The sequence below is a fragment of the Mucilaginibacter sp. UYP27 genome (assembly GCF_040547175.1).
Taxonomy (GTDB): domain Bacteria; phylum Bacteroidota; class Bacteroidia; order Sphingobacteriales; family Sphingobacteriaceae; genus Mucilaginibacter.
Genome location: NZ_JBEPPE010000001.1, coordinates 652,308 through 676,520, shown reverse-complemented (window position 1 = coordinate 676,520; position 24,213 = coordinate 652,308). Strand labels below are relative to the sequence as shown.

The window sequence follows — 24,213 nt, the reverse complement described above, 5'->3', positions numbered from 1 at the left end:
ATGCCAACTGCGCACTAATAACTGCCAACTAAGAATGAACATCACCCTCCAAAACATTGGCCGCCGCTTTAACCGTGAATGGATCTTCAGGGGGATAGATTATACCTTCGAAAATGCCGGTAAATACGCGGTATTGGGGGCAAATGGTTCGGGCAAATCCACCTTATTGCAGGTGCTTAACGGTAGCCTTGTACCTTCTGTCGGGGTGCTTAAGTATGAAGATGCCGGTAAAGAAATTGAAGCCGGCGAGATTTTCAATTACCTGAGTTTAGCAGCACCTTACCTTGAGGTTATCGAAGATTTCTCGTTGAACGAGATGATCGATTTTCATTTTAGGTTCAAAAAATTTAAAACAGGGATGGATAAAAATGCTGTTGCCGAGATCCTGAATTTAGAAGGCAGCCGCAATAAACTTGTGAAATACTTTTCATCAGGTATGAAACAACGTCTAAAACTGGCACTTGCTTTTTGTGCCGATACCCCCATGCTGATGCTGGATGAACCCACCTCCAACCTGGATACACAGGGCATCGACTGGTACCTAAGCCTGGTAGAAAAATTTAGCGAGAACCGCCTAACCATTGTTTGCTCTAACCAGGAGCACGAGTACGGTTTTTGTGAGAACAGGTTAAGCATAGCCGATTACAAATCGTAGTGATGCGATACCTCGCATCTTACAGGCATGTTGAAGTTTCAAATCAATTATAAAATTGCAAATACAGGCGATAAGGTAAAAGTTGATACTGCAACCGGCGCTCATGTATAACGCATAAAAGCTTAAGTCATTATCCAGCCCAGCCTTCTCTATCCAAACTTCTGAAATGGATCGCCTCTGCAAGGTGCTCTAATAATATTTCTTCGCTGCCGGCAAGGTCGGCAATGGTGCGGGCAACTTTAAGGATGCGGTCGTATGCGCGCGCAGATAAACCCAGCTTTTCCATGGCTTTCTTTAAAAGCGTTTGCCCCGCCGTGGTTATCTTACAAACGTCACGCACCATTTGTGGGCTCATTTGCGCATTAGCGTGCAGGTCTGGCCGTTCGCCAAATCGTTCTATCTGAATTTCACGGGCTTTTATCACGCGGTCGCGAATCAATTCACTCTTTTCGGATAGTCTGTCTGATGCTAACTCGTTAAAATTTACCGGTGTAACTTCCACGTGCAGGTCAATCCGGTCAAGCAACGGGCCCGAGATCTTGCTCAAATATTTTTGTACAGTGCCCGGCGGGCAAATACATTCTTTTTCGGGATGATTGTAATAGCCGCAAGGGCAAGGGTTCATGCTGGCTATCAGCATAAAGCTACTCGGATAATCAACCGTAAACTTAGCCCGCGAAATTGTAACCTTGCGTTCTTCCAAAGGTTGGCGCATTACTTCGAGCGCGCTGCGTTTAAATTCTGGTAACTCATCCAAAAATAAAACCCCGTTATGCGCAAGCGAGATCTCACCCGGCTGCGGGTTGCTACCTCCACCTACGAGGGCAACGTCAGAAATGGTGTGATGCGGCGCCCTGAACGGCCTTGTTGTAACCAATGCATCCGCTGTAGACAGTTTCCCGGCCACAGAATGGATCTTGGTAGTTTCTAACGATTCGTATAAACTCAGCGGAGGCAATATAGATGGCAGCCTGCGTGCAAGCATGGTTTTACCTGCTCCCGGCGGGCCTATCAGTATCACATTATGCCCACCTGCAGCGGCTATTTCTAAAGCGCGTTTAATGTTCTCTTGCCCGCGCACTTCACTAAAGTCGCTATCGTAAGCGGTAAGGCTTTTGTAAAACTCGTCGCGGGTGTTAACCACCTCGGGTTCTAATGTTCCGTCGCCGTTAAAAAAGTCGGCCACTTGTTTTATGTTCTCCACGCCGTAAACTTCCAGGTTATCTACAATGGCGGCCTCGCGTGCGTTTTGTTTTGGGAGGATGAAACCTTTATACCCTTCTTTGCGGGCTTGTATGGCAATTGGCAACGCGCCTTTAATGGGCTGCAGGCCACCGTCTAACGACAGTTCGCCCATAATGAGGTACTTGTCAAGGTTCTCAGCTTCTATCTGGCCGGATGCCGCTAAAACACCTGTGGCAATAGTAAGGTCATACGCCGAACCCTCTTTCTTGATATCGGCAGGGGCCATATTTACTACTACTTGTTGACGAGGCATGCGGTAACCGCAGTTTTTCAATGCAGAGTCTATTCTGAAATAACTTTCCTTAATGGCTACATCCGGCAGGCCTACCACAAAATATTTAGTGCCCGCAGCAATATTCACTTCAACTGTAATGGTAATTGCCTGGATACCATAAACCGCACTTCCAAAGGTCTTAACTAACACGTGATAGGATTTTTTTTAAGCGAAAGATATAGATTTTATTTGAGGGGCGAATGGTTAAGTTGAGGTTTGTGCTAAAATATGACCTAACCAATCTATTCTTGTGCCCAAGGTCAAAATCAAGAAGCCCGCCTGGTATCCAGGCGGGCTTCTTGATTACATAATTACTTTATATCTACCTGATAAAGCACAAACCACAAGCGAATACTATATTCACGAGTAATACAATCGAAAACATGTTTTTATTGTGTGCGCTAATGGTTGCCAAACGCGTGTTAAGGCGCTTTAACATCCTGTTATTTAATAATATAAAATGGTTTATTAGCAAAAAGCCTACTGCGCCAAATAAAATGGCAACATAGCTTGATGTGTTTAGGGTAAGCAAATTTGCCTTTACCATAAGCTTGGTAAAAAGCATGGCGTTTGTTAACACCACAATCAGCAAAAAGCTAACGTTAAACAACGATTTAAACTGGGGCAATGAGCCCTGACCGAAATTTTTGAAGCTCCACCTGTAAAACATTACATAAATGGATTGATACGCTTTTGCCATGGTGTTAAAATTTAAGTGAACAGATCGGGTTAATTTTCATAACAACCTTACTTGTTATTATAATATTCAATTATACGGAAAACATTTAAAAAAGATATAATGTTTTGATTTTTTTTAATTATCAAAATTATATAAGGCTAATTTACAAATATCGAAACTAAATTACAATTTGATTAGACATTTAAACTCATTACTTATTAGGTACGACAGGTTTTGTATCTAAAGGTTTATTAGTGGTATCAAATGTAGCCAAGAGATCCACGTTAGGGTCCGCTTTTATTTCAATCGTAGGCGATGCCACCGGTATCACGGTTGATGATGCGATACCTTTTACTTCGGTTTTAATTAGTTTTCCGTTAACTAATAACTCTAATGTAAATTGGTAGGGCTTATCCTGTAGCTGGTTAATATGTATCGCTACCGATTTTGTTTTGTCAATATATTCCCACGAGATCCTAAGTTGCGGGTGGCCGGCTTCGCGCAGCCATTGTGTAAAAAAGTGTTTCAGATCTTTACCGCTTGCTTTCTCCATCACCATTCGCAGGTCGTTGGTGTTGGCGTTGCTGCCGTTGTACTGTTTGTAATAGGCAGCTATCCCCTTCCAAAAAGCGATATCGCCAATTTTGCGGCGCAGCATGTGCAGTACCCAGCCTCCTTTTTGGTACGCATTTGCGTTAAGCATGTTTATCATTGGCCCTTTAAACGCCGAATCTACAATTGGCGCCCGATATTTTTTTTCGAACCCGAATATCATATCCCTATCTGTAGTTAAACGGCTTTTAAGGGTATCAACACCATAGGTGCCTTCCATATACAAGTTGGTCATGTAAGTAGCAAAGCCTTCGCTAAGCCAAACATTTGGCCAGGTTTTCTCGCTCACGGCATCACCAAACCATTGGTGCGCTATTTCATGCGCCATCAAGGGTTCAATGCCTTTGCTGTCATTTACCGACTTCTCATAATAAAAAATGGCGCCGGCATTTTCCATCCCGCCAAATATCGTTTTCGACTGCACATTAGCCAACTTTTTATACGGGAACGCGCCAATGCGTTTTACAAACCAAGGCAGTATCTTGGCGGCTACGGCATAGTTTTTTAAACCGTCTAACTTATCCTCCGGGAACACGTAGCTGTAAACCGGCGTAACGCTCGCGGTTACAGGTGCGCTAACAACAAAATCCGCTACGCCAATTACCATTACCTTGGTGGGTAGCTGTGCCGTTTCGCTCCAGTGGGTTAATTTCTTATTAAGCGGCAACGGTTTTTCCATCACTTTTAGGCCATTAGATACCACCTTGTATTTAGCAGGGGCTGTAACCAGGAACTCTACAGATGCTTTGTCGGCGGGGTTATCAACACAGGGGAGCCAATAGCGGGCGCGTGTTGCCCAGTTATCGCCAAAAAAGGTGCGGTGTTTGTATTGGTTTGTGGAGATGATCAACCCATCGGTAGGAATGCCCTGGTAGGTGATCACATAGCTATGAGTCGAACCCACTACAGCCTTTATATTGATATTTAGTTTATCGCTATCCTGCGTATATTTTACCGGCAGGTTTTTCTCTTTGATGCCCGATACCAGCATGCCCTTACCTTCAGCATTTTTCCTGTAAAGATCCAGCTGTAAAGTTGTGGTTGGTTTAATAAACTTAGCAGTTACAGTGGCCTGCCCCTTTATTATATTGTCAGCATCGTTTAGGGTTATGGCGAAGCGGTAATGTTGGATATCGACTTTAGCACCGGGCGCCTGGGCACCGGCAGATAAAGCAGCTATTAGCGGAGCAACCAGCAATAGATAAAATTTTTTACGCATGGGTAATATTACAAATTTTACGTTTGTAATTACAAGGGGTATTTAACCCTTTCTGATAAAAAGGATTGTATAGGGTTAAAACAGCTGATGTTATCCCTTGTGGTGTTTCCTCAAGCTTTGAAAATCGATATAATAAAGCACCTTAATAGAAAAGTTATTGTTTTGCGGCTGGTTATACGTGTCACGGAAGTTGTTGTAATAATTTTGCGTGCCCATATTGGTGTAGCTTTGTGCCGACTGTTTCCACGCCAGGCTTATTTCGCTGCCCGGTGTAAACTGCCAAACGTATATCATGTCAATGTTCCAAAGGTTTAGGTTTTGATCAACATTGTGGTTAAAATCGGTTGTGGTTAATTTGGCCAATGAGCCATCCTGCGCCAGGTCGAAAAACTGTTTGTAGTTAACCTTGCTCCAGTAATGCCTTAACCGGAACGTAAGCCCCATAATGTTACTGAAGGTGTATTTCACATTAAAAATGTTTTGTACGGTTTGGGCGTCGCGCAAGCCAATTATAGGGGTGGTGTTATCTGTAGCCACGGTGGCAAAGCCCACATAGTTTATGCGCGGACTAACCGTTAGGTCGCCACCTACCGAAAACTTGTTGCTTACCCTGTAATTGTAGTAAAATTCCAGGTCGTTACCCTTGCCTTTAAAGCGGTTTAACCAGGCGTTTGAGTAAAAGATGCCTACCGAAAATGGCTTAGCCTGGTTAGTTTGCAAGTTTAGGTTAAATACAAAAGTTTCTGCTGTTTTAAATACACGGCCGGGCACACGTGGCTCATAAAAATCGTTTCCGCTTAGGCGGATGTGGCCGTTAAAGTTGGCGTACCAAAAGTTTTTAAAGTTTGCCTCGGCACCAAAATTTTGGTTAAAGTATTGGTATGATGATGGCGATACCCGGTACGATGAATAAGTGTTGGTCCACACATCCCATTTGGTGAAAAAGTGCTTGGGTTTGTAGTTGGCGTATGATAGGTTTAGGTTATGGTCCAGGAAGTTATTATTGAACAGGATGCCCAGATCGTTAGGGTCATACTTTTTATCTACGCGGTCTTCAGATACGCTCCAGGTAAAATTACCCAGCGTTTTACCGAAAGTAAGGTTGTAGTTATAACCCGTAACCGTTTGCTGGTCGCGATAGAACTTGTTGCTCATTAGCCCGTAGCCGGATAAATTATAAGAGTTGCGTTTGTTATTTAAGTTGAATACAAATCCGCCTACGTCTGCCGAGTAATCTTTACCAAAACGGTTAACATTGGTATTGATCAACGTTACCGAAGAGTTGTTCTTCAGGTTTTGATCCAGCACGATGATGTTATAGTTGGTTAACGGACTTGTCTCTACCTGGCGTTGGTTTCCTGCCGGGTCCTCAACTGTAGCATAAGCGGTATTGGTGATGCCGTTAAAAACACCGATCCCCAACCCTTTTGAGGTACGGCCCGATAGCTTAAAGGCATTGATCAGCTTGGTTTCGGTAGGGTTGCTCACTACAGACTCGCCTGTTTGCAGGTTATCGTAAGCCTTGCCATAGTTGATGGGCTGCCCGCCCACCCGGCGTGTGTAAAACAGGTTGCCCTTGTTAAATAACTCGGTTCCTTCCGTAAAAAAGGGGCGGTTCTCATTATATTTTACCTCGAACGGAGTAAGGTTAAGGATCTTATTGTCGGATTGTACCTGCCCAAAATCGGGGATGAGGGTAAGATCCAGCGTAAAGCTTTCGTTGATGCCGTATTTTACATCCATACCACCATTTACAGATGTTTTTGTGTTAGGGACGCCCGCGGTATTGTAAGGGTAGTGGTTTACATAAGTAGAAAAGTATGGGTAAAAGGCTAAACGCACAGGCGGCACAATTTTTTCTATCCCGGTAAGAATGCCCTCCTGGTTTATAAAGCCGTTTTGTTTAGGGTCGAGTTCGTTCCAAAATAATTGCTGCTGTGTGTTTTGGCGCTTACGAATGATGTTCATCCCCCAGGTTTGAATATCCTTTTTTGCGAAACGTAAAGCTGAGTAGGGAACTTTGATCTCGGCCGTCCAGCCCAGGCTGTCAATTTTTACCTTGCTTATCCAAACGGCGTTCCAGGTTGGGTCTTCGGAATTTCCTTCCGAATTTGGCAGGGCATACTTAGCATCAAACTGCCCGTTGGTTGATGTTACAAAAAAGCCTGATGCATTTATCCCATCCTTATAGGTATCAAAAATGATTCCGATGAAATCGGCGTTACCTATCTGGTCGCGGGTGGCAAATTCACGGGCAATTTTCGAGGGGTCTTTCTCAAACATCCGGGCACCAATATAAACGGCCTCGTTATCGTAAATGATCTTTACTTCGGTCCGTTCTGAAGGGCTTTCATGCGTGCCGGCGTTGGGGCGTAGTTGTACAAAATCCGTAGCTATGGGTACATTTTGCCATACGGCATCATCCAATTCACCATCCATTTTTGGGGCGGCCTGTGTTTTTATAGCCACAAGGGTTTTCTTATTCTCTTGCGAAAAGGCATTAAATGTTATAACAGATAACAATATGACAAGTAAAAAAAATCTCATTCAGGTTGGTTAACAGTATCAATAAGATGCTCAAATTTTGCAAAACGTTACAAGGTTTTATGTTAAATGTTAGTTAACGAATGTTAAAGTTTGGTAATGAGCAAATTGAGCAGTTATATATTTTACCACCTATAAAATGTTGGCCTAAAGACCGCCATTGTCATTTTAAGATATATTAGCCAAATCGCTTCAAAATCTTAACTTTGTGTCCTCAAAAATTAGGAAGTAATAATGTTTGAAAATTTATCAGATAAACTCGACAGGGCGTTTAAAGTACTGAAGGGACAGGGATCAATAACAGAAATAAACGTGGCCGAAACCATGAAAGAGATTCGCAAAGCTCTTTTAGATGCCGACGTTAACTATAAAACCGCCAAAACCTTTACAGATGATGTAAGGACGAAGGCAATGGGCGAAAACGTGCTTACCTCAATTTCGCCGGGCCAGTTGCTTACCAAATTGATGAACGACGAGCTGACCGAGCTAATGGGCGGCACCACTGCCGAACTTGAGCTTAAAGCATCGCCAACCATTATTTTGATAGCAGGTTTGAATGGCGCGGGTAAAACCACGTTTACCGGCAAACTGGCTAACTATTTAAAAACACAAAAAGGCAAAAAACCACTATTGGTTGCCGATGATATTTACCGCCCCGCGGCTATTACCCAATTACAGGTTTTAGGCGAGCAGATAGGCGTACCTGTTTATGCCAACCTTGAGTCGAAAGACCCGATCGCTATTGCGCGTGAGGGTATTGCGCTGGCTAAGCAAAATGGCAACAACGTGGTTATTATTGATACCGCCGGCCGTTTAGCGATAGACGAAGCCATGATGGTGGAGATAGAGCAGGTTAAAGCTGCCGTTAACCCGCACGAGATACTATTTGTGGTAGATTCCATGACAGGCCAGGATGCTGTAAACACCGCTAAGGTGTTTAACGACCGCCTTGATTTTACCGGTGTGGTTTTAACCAAGCTGGATGGTGACACCCGTGGTGGTGCCGCGTTATCTATTAAATCGGTTGTTAATAAGCCGATCAAATTTATTGGTACGGGCGAAAAAATGGAAGCGCTTGACGTTTTCCACCCTGATCGTATGGCATCAAGGATTTTGGGCATGGGCGACGTGGTTTCTCTTGTTGAACGCGCGCAACAGCAGTTTGACGAGAAAGAAGCCGCCGAACTACAACGCAAGATCCGCAAGAACAAATTTGACTTTAACGACTTTTACGGGCAGATTCAGCAGATCAAAAAAATGGGTAACATGAAAGATCTGATGGGCATGATACCGGGCGTAGGTAAAATGATGAAAGATGTTGAAGTAAGCGACGATTCATTCAAGGGTATCGAAGCCATTATCAACTCGATGACCCCTAAAGAAAAAGAAAACCCCGATCTAATCAACCCAAGCCGCCGCAACCGTATTGCGAAAGGCTCGGGCACCGACCTGCAGGAAGTTAACCGCCTGATGAAACAGTTTGATGATATGCGTAAAATGATGAAACAAATGAGTAACCCCGCAGCCATGGCCAACATGATGCGCAGGATGCCTAAAATGTAACGATCATAAAAATGAATAGAAAAGCCCCGACCATGTTGGGGCTTTTCCGTTTGTATCAATTATCTTTAACTCATGAAACGCCTACTTCTGTTTATCGTAATATTTTCATCGCTTTCTGTAGGCGCGCAAACTAAAAAAGTTACCCATTCGGAATTTAAAACATGGAGCAGAGAAGTTTACTATGTTTTAAAATCTGACAAGAATGTTCGCGAAGGCGGATACCGAAAATATTGGTCAGCAGGACCTCATTCCGAATTATTAGTAGAAGGGCATTATCATAATAATTTAAAAGATAGTATTTGGAAATATTATTCGAACGGTAAGATGGTGGGACAAGGAAGTTACATGGACGAAGAAAAGATTGGTATTTGGATTGGTTATAATCGCGGGTTTGAACGATTTAGATATAATTTCACTAATAATGAAATGGTTGCATTTATCAATAATCCTGGTGATTCAAGCCAAACAAGTAGTATAATTACTGATGCAAACCCGGGTGAGGTATTCGATAGGCAACCTGTTTACATAACCGGAATTACATCTTTGTTCCGGAATGTTTCTTACTCTGTGAAGTATCCGGAAGGGGCTCAAGAAAAGCGGAAGCAAGGGGAGGTTATTATAGCTTTTACTATTGATGAAAAAGGCTCTGCCCGTGATTATGTCTCTAAAACGAATGTTGGTTACGGCCTCGAAACTACCGCTCTAAACGCTGTTAAAAATATTATGGGGGAGTGGGTGCCGGCCCTTATAAAGGGCAAGCCAGCCGCTGTTAAGTGCGAATTATCTTTTCTATTTTCCATTTCATCGGGCGAAGACCTAATTCCAAAGCCCAATCAAATTGTAATTAGAACCTTTGGGATTCCAAGCATTCGCTCATATTGATCATCACGGAAACTTATATAACACACCTAACGCTAAGCCTTCTGTAGCCTGCACGCCCGGTTTCGATTTTTTGTCATAAAGTATCGTTCCGTTGATGGATACGTTAATGAGGCGGTTCACTTTGGCCGCAAGGATGGCGTCAAAGCGGTGGCGGGTAAAGCCAAGGTCTTCGCCGTAAGGTACAAACACATCGTAACGAGCGTTAAGGTGCATATTTTTGGCAATGTCTTTATCAAATATGGCTACCATCTGGAAGGCTATATCCGTACGGATGCTCTTGCCTCTTTTTACACCGTATAATTCATTCACCTCAGGTGGCAGGCTATTAAATACTTTATCATCCAATACAAAGGTTTGCCGGGCGGTACCTGTGCCCAAACGGAGGTCGAAATAAGGTACCGGTTTATACTCAAAACCTATCGATTCTGTTAAGTAACCGGGCGCCATAAAATTTGAGATCAGCACGGGGGGGGTAACGCCACTCCCGTCATACTGGTAACCTGTATCAAACTGCGACTCGAAGGTTAACGACCCAAAGAAGAACCAATGCTTGGACATCTGCGTGGCTATCTTATTATCAAAAAAGATCCTGTCGTTACTTTTACGGGACGATTGGCCCTTGTTTTTTGATTTACCGTAAAGCAAATTCAACTCAGATGTGTAACTGAATGGTGCTTTATTATACTCTATCCTGTAAATAAAGTTTGACGTTAAGGCAACAGCTGTAACACCACCCGCTGCGTAATTATCGCTAAAAGCGGCCTGGCTAAAGTTCAACCCAAAGGTTACAAATTTGCGCCAGTAACTTATCTTATAATCCAGCATGGTAACCGGGATCAGTTCCTGCTGTATTTGTATGGGGGTTGGGGGTACAGGTATGGCATTCTTTTTTGTTTGAATGCGGTACTTATTAAGCAGGTTAGTATCAATTTTTACCGTGTCTTTTTTTACGGTATCGGCAGTTTGCGCGTTTGCGCCAAGCGCCGCTGTGAACATCAGTAGGAGGAATAATCTGGTACCGGGTTTCAACATAGCCACAAATAAAAAGTAAAAATCTGTTATTTCGATGGTTTAATTAAAAATACCTCGCCCACCCTAACCATTTACGGCGCTTCAGATAATCCATATCAGCCTCTTTGGCGTATGCTTCCCGCTCAAAAACGATATTTAAATAGGCATTATTGTGGTTACGGTAAATGGTAAGGTTAACCAGGTAATTGAGAAGGTATAAAATATAAAAAGGTATCACCAGTAATTCGGCTTGTTGCCGCAGGTGAATACGCTCGTGGTTAATCGTAACGGCATCATTCAATAAACTTTTTTTGTTAACCAATATAAATGGAAACAACGCCATGCCGCTAACCTGTAAAAAGGGCACTACAATTATTTTGTATCTGGCTCCCATTTAACTTGTGGTAAGGGGGCGAGTTCGTATGCATTTGGCCGGCGCTGGTAACGTTTCAAATTCTTGCGGATGTAATCGATAAAATCATAATCGCTTGCTGTGGTAACTAAATAATAGCCGGGGCGGTATTTGTGCATAAAGTCGGTCAGTTTGGGTTCTTCGAGGTGAGTTATACCCTGTACAAAGCCTTTGTTAAACCGGTAGTCTATGATGTTTTGGCGGTATTCGGCATCTATAAGGCCACGCAGCTTTTCGGCATTACGGCCGCTTTTGCTAAAAGCGTTGTATATGGCATCTATACTAAACCCTATCCCGCCAGAACCAAGGTTCAGCAGATCGGGGTTGTATTGCGACCCATAGATCTTGCTGTATTCTTGTCGTGTATTTGCATACCGCCTTTGCGGGCTTAAAAAGCTATCCCGGATGGTAACCTCTTGCAGGGATATGGCTTTCGGCTTTAAATAGATGGCCAAAGCGGTGTAGTCTTTTATTTTAACGGTATCAGTAAAGTGGTCGGGCTTGGTAAAAACTAATAGGTCGCCGGGTTTGGCGTCAATACTAAACTCGCCCTTAAAGGTATTGTAAACGGTTTTGTTAGCGGTAATATTAAGCACGTTTACTTTAGCTACACGTGCCTTGCTGTCTTTATCAAACACAATACCGGTAACCTGCCTGGTTTGGGCAAATGTATTAACGCATAAAATGCTCAGGAAAAAAGCCGGCCATAACTTCATTACAAAGTTTAAAGCTAAGCGTTTGTGGAGGGATAAACTATACTTTAACAATCTTTAACACACTATTTCACTACTACAAGTTTCTGCCCAAGCTTAATGCCATAGTCAGATAGTTTGTTAAGTGCTTTTAACTCATCAACAGTGATACCAAAACGTTTAGATATACTGTATAGTGTGTCGCCTTGCTTTACGGTATATATTTTATCGTCGGGCGGGGTTTTAGAAATGCTATCCTGTTGGGGTTGGTTAATGTTTTCGTTTATTTCGCCTAACACACGGTCCTCACGTTTTATTTTGGCTAACTCACCTTCCGGTCGGTCGTATTGATCAAGCTGGTATTTGTTGATGATGTTGAGCAATAATTGAGGATATTTTGGATTAGTTGCATAACCGCAAGCCTTAAGCCCATAGGCCCATCTTTTAAAATCGTTCTTGTCCAGTTCGAAAAGGCGGGCGTAATTTTTTTTCTTTAAAAACTCAGAATGGTCGCGGAAAGATTCCTCAGGATTGTTATAAACGCGGAAACAGTCGTTCACGTTATCGTCGTTCTTGTAGTAACTTTCACCTGTCCAGGTAGTGCCGCATTTAATTCCGAAGTGGTTATTTGCTACAACAGCCAGGTCGCTGTTGCCGCTGCCGCTTTCAAACAAGCCCTGTGCAAGTGTAATACTTGCAGGGATTCCATAGGTGTTCATTTCCTGTATGGCAATAGCTTTAAAACGCTCTATATATTCAAGGGAAGTAAAATCGCGGTGCCCGTCAATTGATTCACGGTTGCGTTTTTGAATGGTTTTATTGTTTTTGGATGCTTTTTTGCTGCTAATTACGCTCTTGTGGGCCGAGCACGAAGTAAATAACAAAACGGCAACCATTAATGTGTATATCCTACGCATGCAGTTTTAGCTTTTGTTGGCCAAACTTAAGGTTAAAAATATAATTATTAATTGTTATTGGCTATTTCCTCTTTTTTCGGGGTAGTTGCGGCATCGTCATCGTAGTCATTAAGGTCATATTTATTGATGATACCTAATACCTGTGCCGACCATTTTTTGCTGCTGGCGTAGCCGCTGCGCTGGATGCCTTTTGCCCATCCGTTGTAATCGTACTGGGTAAACTTATCTGCAAGGTGGCTAAATTGCTTACGCTCTGTCATGATGCGGGCAAAATCCTGGAATGATGCCATCACATTGTCGTATCTTTTGTATGCCGAATGTACCTTTTTGTTTCCTTTATAGTACACTGCGCCACCACTGCCTTTTACACCAAACTGATTGTTTAAATTTTGTGCTATAGCGCTTTTTCCGCTTGCAGACTCATGCATGGCAACGCCTAAAATGATGCTTGCCGGTACGCCGGTTTCGTGCATTATACGAATGGCATTATCTTTGAACTTCTCAATGTATGATTGTGCTGCGCTTTGGGCCGACGCTGCTGTTGTTGAAGCAAAAAATGCTGAAACTGAAAGAAGTGTAACAGTTAAGAGTTTCTTCATAATTATTTTTTTCTGATGATCAGTAGGCCATCGCGTACAGGTAGAATGAATTTTTCGACCTGTGTGTTAACAGCTATATGCTCATTTAGTTTGCGGATGCTCTCGGTATCAGCATCTTTTTCGGCGCCAAACACCTTTCCTTTCCACAAAACGTTATCAATTATTATTAAGCCTCCGGGCCTTACTTTGTCAATTATTAACTCAAAGTACTTAAAATTATTTCGTTTATCCGCATCAATAAATACTAAATCGAAGATAGTGTCCTCAAAATCAGCTATTATAGCTTCAGCAGGGCCAATATGAAGCTTTATTTTTTTATCCACATTTGTTGATGCAAAGTGTGAATTAAGCAATTCTTCAAATTCGCGGTTAACTTCTATGGTGTGCAAAATGCCGCCTTCTGCCAATCCTTCTGCCAGGCAAATAGCCGAGTAACCGGTAAAAGTGCCTATCTCTAAAATAAGTTTAGGTTGTATCATTTTGCTGAGCATGCTCAGCACCCGGCCCTGGTAATGTCCCGAAAGCATGTGCGGTTTCAATACCTTTAGGTAGGTATCCCGGTTTATTTTTTGCAACGCCTCCGGCTCGGGGTCGCAGTGGTTATCAAGGTAAGCCTGTAAGGCCGGATCAAGGATTTCCATGCCGCAAAAGTAGGAAATTTATTTTTAATGGGGTTTGGAGACCAAGCTACCGGCTATCAATAATGTTATACATTTAAGTTACTCGATATACACCCATATTTAAACTGTCAAGCTAACGGTTTTGTTCACGTTCACGGCCGTGAACGGCATGAATATTTTAAAATCTATTTATAATCAGTGGTTTACATATTTAGGGAATTACAAAACAGCTCTGCCATAGCTTTTTAAGAACTATCCCATAAGGGAAATTAAGGTTTAGAAGCTTTTACTCATCCAGCTTTGCAGCAATATCACTGCCGATATGGTATCTACCAGTTCCTTATTCTGCCGGGCCTTTTTACCCATTCCACTTTGGGCGATGGTAGCCGATGCCATTTTAGAGGTAAAGCGCTCGTCGAACATTTCTACCGGGATCTCGGGGAACGTTTTTTTGAGCAGATTGGCAAAACCCTTTACATGCATGGCCGATTGCGAGGGCGTGTTATCCATCTGCTTGGGCTCGCCCAATACAAAACGCTCTACTTGCTCGGTTACCAGGTATTTTTTTAGATAGTCGATAATTTTTAGCGGATGGATAGTATCCAGCCCCGTCGCGATGATCTGCATCGGGTCGGTAACGGCAATGCCGATCCGCTTGGTGCCGTAATCGAAAGCCATTATGCGCATAGGATTTTAGATTTTAGATGTACGATTTTAGATTTGAGCATGGCTTAACTATATCTGCAAATGTGCGGATTATTTGTGTTTGTGTTCTTCGCGTCGGCTAAATCTAACATCTAAAATCGTACATCTAAAATCAATTTGCTATTTTGCACCAAATGCGGTTTAAGGATATTATAGGGCAAGGGGCAATTAAGCAAAGGTTGATTACCTCGGTAAACGAGAACAGGGTAAGCCACGCTCAGTTGTTTTTAGGGCCCGAAGGTGCGGGAGGATTGGCATTGGCAGTTGCTTACGCGCAATATCTATCGTGCGAGGATAAGCAGCCGGAAGATTCTTGCGGGGTATGTTCATCGTGCCGCAAATACCAAAAACTGATGCACCCCGATCTGCATTTTTCTTACCCTTTTTTCGCCAAGCATAAGGATGATACCGCACTTACCTTTATTGAGCAGTGGCGCGATGCTTTTACGGCCCACCCATATTTAAGCCTCGATATTTGGCGTGGCTATTTGGAAGCCGACAACAAGCAGGCCAATATCAATATTGCCGAGTGCCACCAGATCATCAAAAAACTCAGCTTTAAGCCATTCGAATCGGTTTACAAGGTCCTGATCCTTTGGCTGCCCGAGTATCTTGATAAAGAGGGTAACGCCCTGTTAAAAATGATAGAGGAGCCACAGCCAAATACGCTGTTCATACTTGTGGCCCAAAACCAGGACCAGATCCTGAACACCATATTATCGCGTACACAACTCATTAAAATACCTTGTTTAAATTACGAGGATATTAAAGGCGAGCTAATTGACAAATACCATCAAACGGAAACCGCCGCCTCGCAAATTGCTTATTTAAGTAATGGCAATATGACCGAGGCTTTGGCTATGTTACAACACGATACCAAAAGCTATCATGAGCTGTTTGTACAATGGCTGCGCTTGTGTTTTAGTAATAAGGTGCCGGAGATACTAAGTTTTGTTGATCAAATGTCTAAGATGGGCCGCGAAAACCAAAAGAACTTTTTACGATACGGCACCAGTTTTATCCGCGAGTGTACGCTGCTGCGCGCCGGGGCCGAACGGATTGTAAAACTGCCGGAGCAGGAAATGGGGACCGCTAAAAAGATGTCGGCGGTGATCAATAATGCACAGGCACAAGCTATCATAACCGAGCTGGAAAAGGCTCATTATCATATAGAACGTAATGCTAACCCTAAAATCTTGTTTTTAGACGTATCTTTACAAATTATAATAGTTCTAAATTTGAAAACTGTCCCTGCGGGGAATCATTATATACCGAATTAATTATGGGATGCGGAAGTTGCTCAACAGGCGGCGGTTGTTCGCCTGCAGGCTGCAAAAGTAATGGCTCTTGCCTTACAAATGGTTGCAGCAAATTAGATGTACACGATTGGCTATCGCACATGGATATGCCAACTAACTATAAACCTTACTCAATAATCGAAGTAAAATTCAAGGGATCGCGTAAGGAGTTTTATCACAACAACGATAATATTTACCTGGAAGCCGGCGACCTGGTTGCTGTAGAAACCACCACGGGTGGCTATGATATTGGCCATGTATCTATCACCGGCGAGCTTGTGCGCATGCAAATGACCAAGCGCCATGTAAAGGAGGCAGACGTTGTTAAAAAGATCTATCGCCGCGCTACCGTTGCCGATGTTGACAAGTGGAAACTTGCCAAGGATATGGAGTGGGAAACCATGCATAAATCGCGCACGCTGGCATTAGAGCTAAAGTTATCTATGAAGATAAGCGATGTAGATTACCAGGGCGATAAAACCAAGGCAACCTTTTACTACACAGCCGAGGGCCGCGTAGATTTTAGGGAACTGATCAAAAAAATGGCGGAGAGTTTCCGTATTCGGATCGAGATGCGCCAGATTGGTATGCGCCAGGAAGCAAGCCGCTTAGGTGGTATCGGTTCATGTGGCCGCGAGCTTTGCTGCAGCACCTGGTTAACCGATTTTAAGACCGTTTCTACATCTGCAGCGCGATACCAAAACCTATCTTTAAACACGTTAAAACTTGCCGGCCAATGTGGCAAGTTAAAGTGCTGTTTAAATTACGAGCTGGATACTTACATGGATGCGTTAAAGCACATCCCCGATAATGTGAATGTGCTTAAAACCGAAAAAGGGGATGCGCGACTGCAAAAAACCGACATCTTTAAAAAGATAATGTGGTTTAGCTACCCACGCGAAGAAGCATGGGTGCCTATGCCAATTGCCAAGGTAAAGGAAATTCAACAACAGAACCGCGAGGGGATTATCCCTGCCGATTTGGGTGAAATGGTTGAGATGGAGAATACACCGGCAAAAGCATTGGATTACGAGAATGTTGTAGGCCAGGATAGCTTAACCCGCCTGGACGATCGCCGTAACCAAAATCGAAACAAGAGTAATAGCAACAATAATAATAATAACCGCGACCGTAACCGCCGTGGTGGCGATGGCAGACGCGATGGCCAGCAAGCCGCCGGACAACGCCCGGAAGGTAGTGGCAGAGAAAACCGCCTGCAGGGCAACCGTGCCGAAGGTGATAGGCCGCAAGGCAATCGCCAGCAGCAACAACAAGGAGGCAATAAGCCGGATGGGCAGCCAAGGCCGGAAGGTGGGGGCAACCGACCACAGGGCAACAGGCCCGACGGTAACCGCCAGCAACAGCAACAAGGCGGTAACCGCCCCGAAGGGCAGCAAGCCGGTGGGCAAAAGCCCGAAGGCGGTGGCGAAAACCGACCGCAGGGTAATCGCAATAACAACAGGCGCAACAACAACCGCCCAAGGCCAAATAACCCAAACAACAACCAACCCCGTACCGATAACCCGGGCGGCGGCAGTGCAGAATAAATGAATGCTTTAAAATATCTTTTCGGTGGCTTAATAACCCTTGTGCTTTTTACAGCACAAGGCTGCACCGATCCTAACGCAGTTATTGATCAGAATACAGAGATCGCCAATCACAATTGGTCGTACGTTAACCGGGTTAAGTTTGATGTTAAGATAGATGAGATAAGCGTGCCCTATAACCTGTACTTTAACGTGAGGGTTAGCGGCAGTTACAAATACTCCAATATGTTCGCGTTGCTGTTCCAGACGTCGCCGGGCAAAAAAACGCATACCACCCGTTACGAATTTACGCTGGCTACCAAAGATGGCGAATGGCTGGGTAGCGGCAGTGGCAACCTGTACAGCTACCAATTGCCTTTACGTACCAACTATAAATTCCCGGCCAAAGGGGTTTACCATTTCGAGGTTGAGCAAAACATGCGCGATAATCCCCTCCACGAAGTTATAGATGCCGGTTTAAGGGTAGAGAAAGCGCAGTAAAAATCTTCATTCCAAATAATTAAAACCTGTAATAAATACGTTTGTAGTTATAGTACAACATAGTACATAATTATGAAAAAGTTATTTGTTTATCTATTCGCGGCAGCAGCATTAAGCTTATCAGCCTGCAAAGGCAACAATAAAACCGGCGGGGACCAGGCAGATTCCGGCGCTACAAATGTGGGAAGTTCCGGCGCGGCTGATACGTCAGCAGCGGTATCTACAGCAACCACCCCGGCACAAACCGGAACCAGCGGTACAGATACCAGCGGCAACGGAAAGGGCACCACAAACCCAACGGCAGATACGCTTAAAACCAACTCTAAATAATCATGAAAAAGCACATTATATATTTATTTGCGGTTGCTGCAATCGCCATAACTTCTTGTAAAGGGAAAACTGCAGGCAATGCCAGCGATACCACCGCAGCGGATTCCGGGCAAGCCCATGTAGGCAACGAGAGCCCTGCAGATACCAATAAACTGCTTACCACACCAACCGAAACCGGTGGCAAGGATAGCAGCGGCAATGGAAGCGGAAATACTAATGCGCCAAAGGATACGCTTAAAAGCAATCCGTAAATTACTAAGCATTTTATATTAATGCTAAAATCATTACATTCGTTTTGCTAATATTTTTATCAAATGGATGTTGTAGTTTTAGGTGCCGCTATAGTTATATTGCTTATTGCTGTTTTTGTTTTTCTGAAGCGCCCGGTCTCAAACGTTTTTTCTGCGGATGAATTTGCTAACGCAAAAGCAGAAAATGAAGCGTTAAAAATAGCCGTGGCCCAGGCAGAACAAAAAGCTGCCAGCTTATTTTCCGAAAAGGAAAACATCACCAAACTTTTAAAGGATGAGCAAAACCGGCTGCTCGACGAACTATTGTACGAACGTGGACAACTGGCCCAAGCCAATCAGTCATTAGAATCTTCCCGCTCCTACTTTAAGGCACAGCAGGAAAAACTTGCCGAGCAAAAAGGGGACATCGAAAATACCCGCAAGCATTTTCAGCGCGAATTTGAGAATGTGGCCGAAAAACTATTAAAAGAAAAATCGCGGGAGTTTACGGATGTGAATAAGCTGAGCATCGATACCATCTTAAACCCGCTTAAAGAAAATATTAAAGCTTTCGAGGAAAAAGTAGACAAGGTTTACAACATGGAAGCCGCCGAGCGCAACACGCTTAAAGGGGTTATTACCCAATTGATGGACCTGAACAAACTGATCAGTACAGAAGCATCTAACTTAACCAAAGCATTAAAAGGCGACAACAAAAAACAAGGTAACTGGGGCGAGGTGATATTGGAGAAAGTTTTAGAGCGTAGCGGCCTGGTGCGCGACCGGGAATACCGGGTACAGGCCAGCCTGAACAGCGTAGATGGCGGCAGGTTGCAGCCCGATGTGATTATTGACCTTCCGGATGAAAAACATTTGATAATCGATTCTAAAGTGTCGCTTATCGCTTACGAGCGTTTGGTGAATTGCGAAACGGAAGAGGAGCGGAAGCTTTACTCAAAAGCGCACATCGAATCGTTACGCAATCATGTGCACGGCTTGTCATCAAAAAGCTACCATGACCTGTACCAGGTAAACTCTCCCGATTTTGTTTTGCTTTTTGTGCCGATAGAATCCTCCTTCAGCTTTGCAGTACAATTGGATGCCGACCTTTTTAGCGATGCCTGGGATAAGCGGGTGGTAATTGTTAGCCCAAGTACCTTGTTAGCCACCCTGCGCACCATTGCCAGCATTTGGAAACAGGAACGCCAAAACCGGAACGTGCTGGAGATTGCCCGCCTTAGCGGTGAGATGTACGATAAATTTGTGGGCTTTGTTGGCGATATGGAAGGCATCGGCAAAAATATAAAGCAAAGCCAGGACAACTACGATAAAGCCCTTAACAAACTAACCGACGGCCGCGGCAACTTAACGGTTACCGCCGAAAAAATTAAAAAATTAGGCGCAAAGGCTAATAAGCAGATAGATCAGAAATATATTGGGGAGGAATAGTTGGCAGTTACAGGTTGGCTTTAGCACGAGCAACTGCAAACTTAAAACTGCCTACTGCTCACTGGATTTAAACGCGTTCCACCCTTGCGCCTTCAATTCATGCTGGTTGCCCGATTTTGTGATCAGGTTGCAGCCTTCATTCGGCTCAGTTATGTAGCCGATGATGGAGAAGTCCATCTTATGTTTTATCTTATCGTAATCGGCTTGTTTCACGGTGAAGAGCAGTTCGTAATCTTCGCCACCACTTAGGGCGCATACGGTTGGGTCGAGGCCAAACTCGCGGGCGGTTTCGTAAGTCATCGGGTCGATAGGAATCTTTTCTTCATATAATTTGCAGCCCTTATTGCTTTGCTTGCAAATGTGTAATACTTCCGATGCTAAACCGTCAGAAACATCTATCATGGCCGTTGGTTTAACACTCAATTCTTTCAATAAATCGATAATATCTTTTCGGGCTTCCGGTTTTAACTGGCGCTCTACTATGTAGTCTTTACCTTCCAGATCGGGCTGGATGTTTGGGTTTTCGATGTAAACCAGTTTCTCGCGCTCTAATAGTTGCAGGCCGGTATATGCGCCACCCAGATCCCCCGATACGCAGATCAGGTCGCCTTCTTTGGCAGTATTGCGATACACCACATCCTTTTCATCGGCGTAACCAATAGAGGTAATGCTAATCACCAGGCCCTGTTTTGATGCTGAGGTATCACCGCCAACAATATCTACATTGTAATTGCCGCAAGCCAGGTAAATACCTTCGTACAATTCTTCAACAGCCTCTAACGGAAACTTACTGCTCATGCCGATAGAAACGGTGATCTGGCTGGCCGTACCATTCATGGCGTAAATATCGCTCAGGTTTACCTGCACCGCTTTATAACCCAAATGTTTAAGGGGAGTGTAAGCCAAATCGAAATGGATGCCCTCTAAAAGCAAGTCGGTAGATATCAGGGTTTTCTTCCCCTCAAAATTTAATACCGCCGCATCATCGCCCACGCCTTTTATGGTGCTTTTTTGGGTAAGGGTTATATTCTTGGTTAAATGGCTTATCAGGCCAAACTCGCCAAGGTTCTCTATATTGGTTTTCTCTTCGTTCTCGAACATAGTATTATTTCCAAAGTGCAAAAATACAAAAGCTTAATACAATAACCTTAAGCTAATTGCTTTATGCGCATGCTGTTAACCTCCCTGTAATATTTATCATACAATAAAATAATTAACATTTGGTTAATACCAAGAGTCTACTTTTGCTTTACTAAACAAGTTTATATGAAAATCAGAAAATTACTTATTTATTCAACTCTTATACTTGCAGCTGCGAGCTGTAAAAAAGACAATGCCCCAACACAACCGGTAGACCCACCCGTAGTGATAATACCCCCCATGCCGAAACCTTATGCAATAACCGAAGGTTTTGAAACGGGTACAAAAGGTAGTTACGCTATTGCCGATGTACAACTAAACACCGGCTTATGGAGTTTTAACGATGCCTTGATTGGTAACCTTGCGGCTGATGTTAAGGCTGGTTTAAAAGCCGTTCGTTTGCGCACGGGTGACATCACCATGAAATTTGATATAACAGGGGTTGAACAAATAAGCATTAAACACGCTAAATATGGTAACGACGGCACCTCTACCTGGCAGTTAATGATGTCGACAGATAGCGGCAGTACATACACTCAGTTAGGTGCAGATATAGCTGAAAATAACACCACCTTAGTTACCGACTCATTTGCGGTTAATACCACCAAAAAGGTACGTTTCCGAATCCAAAAAACAGGCACCACCCGGATTAACCTGGATGATATTACGTTTAAGGGGAAAGGTGATGCAGGTATTGTAATTGGCGCACCCGATACCAGCGGCGGTGACGGAAGTACCGACCCTGGTACAGGGACTGGTACCCCAAACGCAGAGCGCGGTGTTACCGTAGGTGCTGATGCACCACCCAATGCCGGCGATAACAGCAACCTTTTAATGGGAAACCCATCGGGCGCGCAGCCGGCCATTGTTATGGTTGATAATTACCTGATAGACCAGGGTTATTACACAGAATCGTACAGCAGTACAAGGGGTACGCCAAACTGGGTTAGCTGGCACTTAGATGCTACTAATATTACAAACGCGGCGCCGCGGGTGGATAATTTTGCAGGATTTATTGGCTTATCAAATACGTTCTACCATGTAGAAAGCACCAGCTACTCAGGGTCGGGTTTTGACAGGGGGCACAATTGTCCGTCTGCAGATAGGACAAGCTCGGCAGATGCAAATTCTGCAACTTTCCTGATGACTAACATGATACCGCAGGCACCTAACAATAACCAGCAAACCTGGGCCAATATGGAAAACTACCTGCGCGAGCAAGTAGTTGCCGGTAACGAGGTTTATATTATTATGGGTAATTACGGTGTAGGTGGTACGGGCTCAAAAGGTACCGTCAACAAAATAAATAACGACCATATCACCGTACCAAGAAATGTATGGAAGGTTGCTGTTATTGTTCCAAAAGGCGATGCTGATGCAAGCCGTGTTGCCACTAATACGCGCGTTATTGCAGTTAACACCCCAAATATCAATACTACCAATAGCGACTGGAAACAATACCGCGTAACTGTACGCGATATTGAAACTGCTACAGGTTATAACCTGTTATCTAACTTGCCGCAAAGTGTGCAGGATGCTATTGAAACGAAAAAAGATAATCTATAATCTGGGGATCACAGCGATCCAGAATTGATTTTACACAAATAGAAAAGGCCTTGCTTATATATTAAGCAAGGCCTTTTTGTAGTATAATGGGCGGTATCTATCCAAATAAGAGCCCAAATACTTCTTCTATCCTACCCACAACTTTTACATCAATGGTGTAGCGCGACAGGTCTAACCGTTTTTTGTCTTTCGCGGCGGTAGGCATATTGTACTTGGAGATAAAGATCTGTTCGAAGCCAAGCTTCTGCGCTTCGGCAATGCGTTGCTCCACCCGGTTAACCGCGCGGATCTCACCGGACAAACCTATCTCGCCTGCGAAACAGGTTTTTGCAGGAATGGGGATATCCTCGTGCGATGAAATGATGGCAGCGGCCAGGCCCAGGTCAATAGCGGGGTCTTCTACCCGGATGCCGCCGGTGATATTCAGAAATACATCTTTGGCGCCAAGGCGGAAACCACAACGTTTCTCCAACACCGCCAGCAGCATGCTCATACGTTTGGTGTCAAAGCCGGTTGCGGTTCGTTGAGGCGTACCATAAGCCGATGTGCTTACCAACGCCTGGGTTTCTATCAGCATGGGCCTCATGCCCTCTAATGTGGCAGATATGGTGATGCCGCTTAAAGGTTCGTCCCTTTGCGATAATAAGATCTCTGATGGGTTTGACACCTCGCGCAAGCCCTCGCCCAGCATTTCGTAAATACCAATCTCTGATGATGAACCGAAGCGATTTTTGATAGTACGTAATATCCGGTACACATGGTGGCGGTCGCCTTCAAATTGCAATACCGTATCTACCATGTGCTCCAATATCTTTGGTCCGGCTATCATACCATCTTTGGTGATGTGGCCTATCAAAAATACGGGGGTTGATGTTTCTTTAGCAAAACGCAATAACTCGGCAGTACATTCGCGCACCTGTGATACACTACCCGGGGTAGATTCCACATGCGATGAATGCAGCGTTTGGATAGAATCTATCACCAGGATATCCGGTTGCAATTCTTCTATCTGCTTAAATATATTTTGGGTGGAGGTTTCGGTCAAGATAAAACAACCCTTGCCAAACTCATCTTTTAATTCTTTATTCTTGGCGCGTTCTTGATGGGTATCTAACGACACCAAACGCTCAGCACGCATTTTAATCTGGTGGTCGCTTTCCTCGCCCGATACATACAGCACTTTTATATTTGGCATGTTAAGTGCCAATTGCAACATTAGGGTAGATTTACCGATGCCCGGCTCGCCACCAATCAGCACTAACGAACCGGCAACAATACCGCCACCCAAAACGCGGTTAAACTCCTTGTCGGGGGTAAGCAGGCGATGCTCTTCTTTAAAAGTAATTTCACCTACCTCAACCGGCTTGTTAGCGCGCTGTGATGATGCCGGGCTTGCCTTCCAGTTAGGAACAGACGCGTTCGACTTTTCTAAAATTTCTTCAACAAAGGTATTCCATTGCTGGCAGCTTGGGCATTTACCCAGCCACTTAGCCGATTCGTAACCACAGCTTTGACAGAAATAAGCGATTTTAGATTTAGCCATT

At 44.0% G+C, this 24,213-nt stretch carries 23 protein-coding genes; 10 read left to right on the top strand and 13 right to left on the bottom strand.

Going from position 1 to position 24,213, the window contains the following annotated elements:
* Positions 1–34: 34 nt before the first annotated feature.
* Entirely contained in the window at positions 35–655 is a 621-nt protein-coding gene (locus ABIB39_RS03025; RefSeq protein WP_354427178.1) for an ABC transporter ATP-binding protein, read from the top strand.
* A 130-nt stretch (positions 656–785) separates the two neighbouring features.
* On the opposite strand, the gene ABIB39_RS03020 is transcribed toward ABIB39_RS03025, so the two are convergent.
* The 4 genes from ABIB39_RS03020 to ABIB39_RS03005 form a co-directional block, all read right to left on the bottom strand.
* Complete coding sequence (locus ABIB39_RS03020; RefSeq protein ID WP_354427176.1) at positions 786–2,324, bottom strand: YifB family Mg chelatase-like AAA ATPase; 1,539 nt, start codon at positions 2,322–2,324, stop codon at positions 786–788.
* Between the two features lie 172 nt (positions 2,325–2,496).
* Positions 2,497–2,874 (bottom strand): hypothetical protein, encoded by a 378-nt coding sequence (locus tag ABIB39_RS03015; RefSeq protein WP_354427174.1) that lies wholly within the window; start codon positions 2,872–2,874, stop codon positions 2,497–2,499.
* Positions 2,875–3,064: 190 nt separating this feature from the next.
* Positions 3,065–4,684 carry a M1 family metallopeptidase gene (locus ABIB39_RS03010; protein ID WP_354427172.1) on the bottom strand — a complete coding sequence of 540 codons (1,620 nt, stop codon included), beginning with the start codon at positions 4,682–4,684 and terminating at the stop codon, positions 3,065–3,067.
* A gap of 90 nt (positions 4,685–4,774) precedes the next feature.
* Positions 4,775–7,231 (bottom strand): DUF5916 domain-containing protein, encoded by a 2,457-nt coding sequence (locus ABIB39_RS03005; RefSeq protein WP_354427170.1) that lies wholly within the window; start codon positions 7,229–7,231, stop codon positions 4,775–4,777.
* Positions 7,232–7,462: 231 nt separating this feature from the next.
* Here ABIB39_RS03005 and ffh point away from each other — a divergent pair, with 231 nt between their 5' ends.
* Positions 7,463–8,791, top strand: coding sequence for a signal recognition particle protein (ffh, locus tag ABIB39_RS03000; RefSeq protein ID WP_354427169.1), 1,329 nt, complete (start codon positions 7,463–7,465; stop codon positions 8,789–8,791).
* A gap of 72 nt (positions 8,792–8,863) precedes the next feature.
* A complete protein-coding gene (locus tag ABIB39_RS02995; protein WP_354427167.1) occupies positions 8,864–9,673 on the top strand; it encodes a TonB family protein in 810 nt (269 codons plus the stop codon).
* A gap of 3 nt (positions 9,674–9,676) precedes the next feature.
* On the opposite strand, the gene ABIB39_RS02990 is transcribed toward ABIB39_RS02995, so the two are convergent.
* From ABIB39_RS02990 to ruvX, 7 genes are all read right to left on the bottom strand, one after another.
* Positions 9,677–10,669: a DUF3078 domain-containing protein gene (locus tag ABIB39_RS02990; RefSeq protein WP_354427165.1), complete on the bottom strand. Its 993-nt coding sequence runs from the start codon at positions 10,667–10,669 to the stop codon at positions 9,677–9,679.
* A gap of 79 nt (positions 10,670–10,748) precedes the next feature.
* Complete coding sequence (locus ABIB39_RS02985) at positions 10,749–11,078, bottom strand: hypothetical protein (RefSeq protein WP_354427163.1); 330 nt, start codon at positions 11,076–11,078, stop codon at positions 10,749–10,751.
* Positions 11,057–11,812, bottom strand: a complete 756-nt coding sequence (locus ABIB39_RS02980) for a hypothetical protein (RefSeq protein ID WP_354427162.1) — start codon at positions 11,810–11,812, stop codon at positions 11,057–11,059. Before ABIB39_RS02980 ends, ABIB39_RS02985 begins: the two co-directional genes overlap by 22 nt.
* Before the next feature lie 62 nt (positions 11,813–11,874).
* The gene (locus ABIB39_RS02975; protein WP_354427160.1) at positions 11,875–12,705 is read right to left on the bottom strand and encodes a glucosaminidase domain-containing protein; all 831 of its coding nucleotides are present in this window, start codon (positions 12,703–12,705) and stop codon (positions 11,875–11,877) included.
* Positions 12,706–12,752: 47 nt separating this feature from the next.
* A complete protein-coding gene (locus tag ABIB39_RS02970; protein ID WP_354427158.1) occupies positions 12,753–13,304 on the bottom strand; it encodes a glucosaminidase domain-containing protein in 552 nt (183 codons plus the stop codon).
* 2 nt (positions 13,305–13,306) lie between these two features.
* Positions 13,307–13,945, bottom strand: a complete 639-nt coding sequence (locus ABIB39_RS02965; protein WP_354427157.1) for an O-methyltransferase — start codon at positions 13,943–13,945, stop codon at positions 13,307–13,309.
* A gap of 255 nt (positions 13,946–14,200) precedes the next feature.
* The gene (ruvX, locus tag ABIB39_RS02960) at positions 14,201–14,611 is read right to left on the bottom strand and encodes a Holliday junction resolvase RuvX (protein WP_354427156.1); all 411 of its coding nucleotides are present in this window, start codon (positions 14,609–14,611) and stop codon (positions 14,201–14,203) included.
* A gap of 152 nt (positions 14,612–14,763) precedes the next feature.
* On the opposite strand from ruvX, the gene ABIB39_RS02955 reads away from it, so the two are divergent.
* The 6 genes from ABIB39_RS02955 to ABIB39_RS02930 all read left to right on the top strand — a co-directional run bounded on the left by ABIB39_RS02955 (position 14,764) and on the right by ABIB39_RS02930 (position 19,963).
* A complete protein-coding gene (locus tag ABIB39_RS02955; RefSeq protein ID WP_354427155.1) occupies positions 14,764–15,909 on the top strand; it encodes a DNA polymerase III subunit in 1,146 nt (381 codons plus the stop codon).
* Between the two features lie 2 nt (positions 15,910–15,911).
* A complete protein-coding gene (locus ABIB39_RS02950; RefSeq protein WP_354427154.1) occupies positions 15,912–17,474 on the top strand; it encodes a PSP1 domain-containing protein in 1,563 nt (520 codons plus the stop codon).
* Positions 17,475–17,954: a gliding motility lipoprotein GldH gene (locus ABIB39_RS02945; RefSeq protein ID WP_354427153.1), complete on the top strand. Its 480-nt coding sequence runs from the start codon at positions 17,475–17,477 to the stop codon at positions 17,952–17,954.
* 72 nt (positions 17,955–18,026) lie between these two features.
* The gene (locus ABIB39_RS02940; protein ID WP_354427150.1) at positions 18,027–18,284 is read left to right on the top strand and encodes a hypothetical protein; all 258 of its coding nucleotides are present in this window, start codon (positions 18,027–18,029) and stop codon (positions 18,282–18,284) included.
* A gap of 2 nt (positions 18,285–18,286) precedes the next feature.
* Positions 18,287–18,535, top strand: coding sequence for a hypothetical protein (locus ABIB39_RS02935; RefSeq protein WP_354427148.1), 249 nt, complete (start codon positions 18,287–18,289; stop codon positions 18,533–18,535).
* A 63-nt stretch (positions 18,536–18,598) separates the two neighbouring features.
* Complete coding sequence (locus ABIB39_RS02930) at positions 18,599–19,963, top strand: DNA recombination protein RmuC (RefSeq protein WP_354427146.1); 1,365 nt, start codon at positions 18,599–18,601, stop codon at positions 19,961–19,963.
* A gap of 51 nt (positions 19,964–20,014) precedes the next feature.
* Here ABIB39_RS02930 and thiL read toward each other — a convergent pair whose 3' ends face one another.
* The gene (gene thiL, locus ABIB39_RS02925; protein WP_354427144.1) at positions 20,015–21,064 is read right to left on the bottom strand and encodes a thiamine-phosphate kinase; all 1,050 of its coding nucleotides are present in this window, start codon (positions 21,062–21,064) and stop codon (positions 20,015–20,017) included.
* A 165-nt stretch (positions 21,065–21,229) separates the two neighbouring features.
* Here thiL and ABIB39_RS02920 point away from each other — a divergent pair, with 165 nt between their 5' ends.
* Positions 21,230–22,669 carry a DNA/RNA non-specific endonuclease gene (locus tag ABIB39_RS02920; protein ID WP_354427143.1) on the top strand — a complete coding sequence of 480 codons (1,440 nt, stop codon included), beginning with the start codon at positions 21,230–21,232 and terminating at the stop codon, positions 22,667–22,669.
* A 97-nt stretch (positions 22,670–22,766) separates the two neighbouring features.
* Here ABIB39_RS02920 and radA read toward each other — a convergent pair whose 3' ends face one another.
* On the bottom strand, positions 22,767–24,212 hold the full coding sequence (gene radA, locus ABIB39_RS02915; protein ID WP_354427141.1) for a DNA repair protein RadA: 1,446 nt from the start codon (positions 24,210–24,212) through the stop codon (positions 22,767–22,769).
* Position 24,213: the final 1 nt, after the last annotated feature.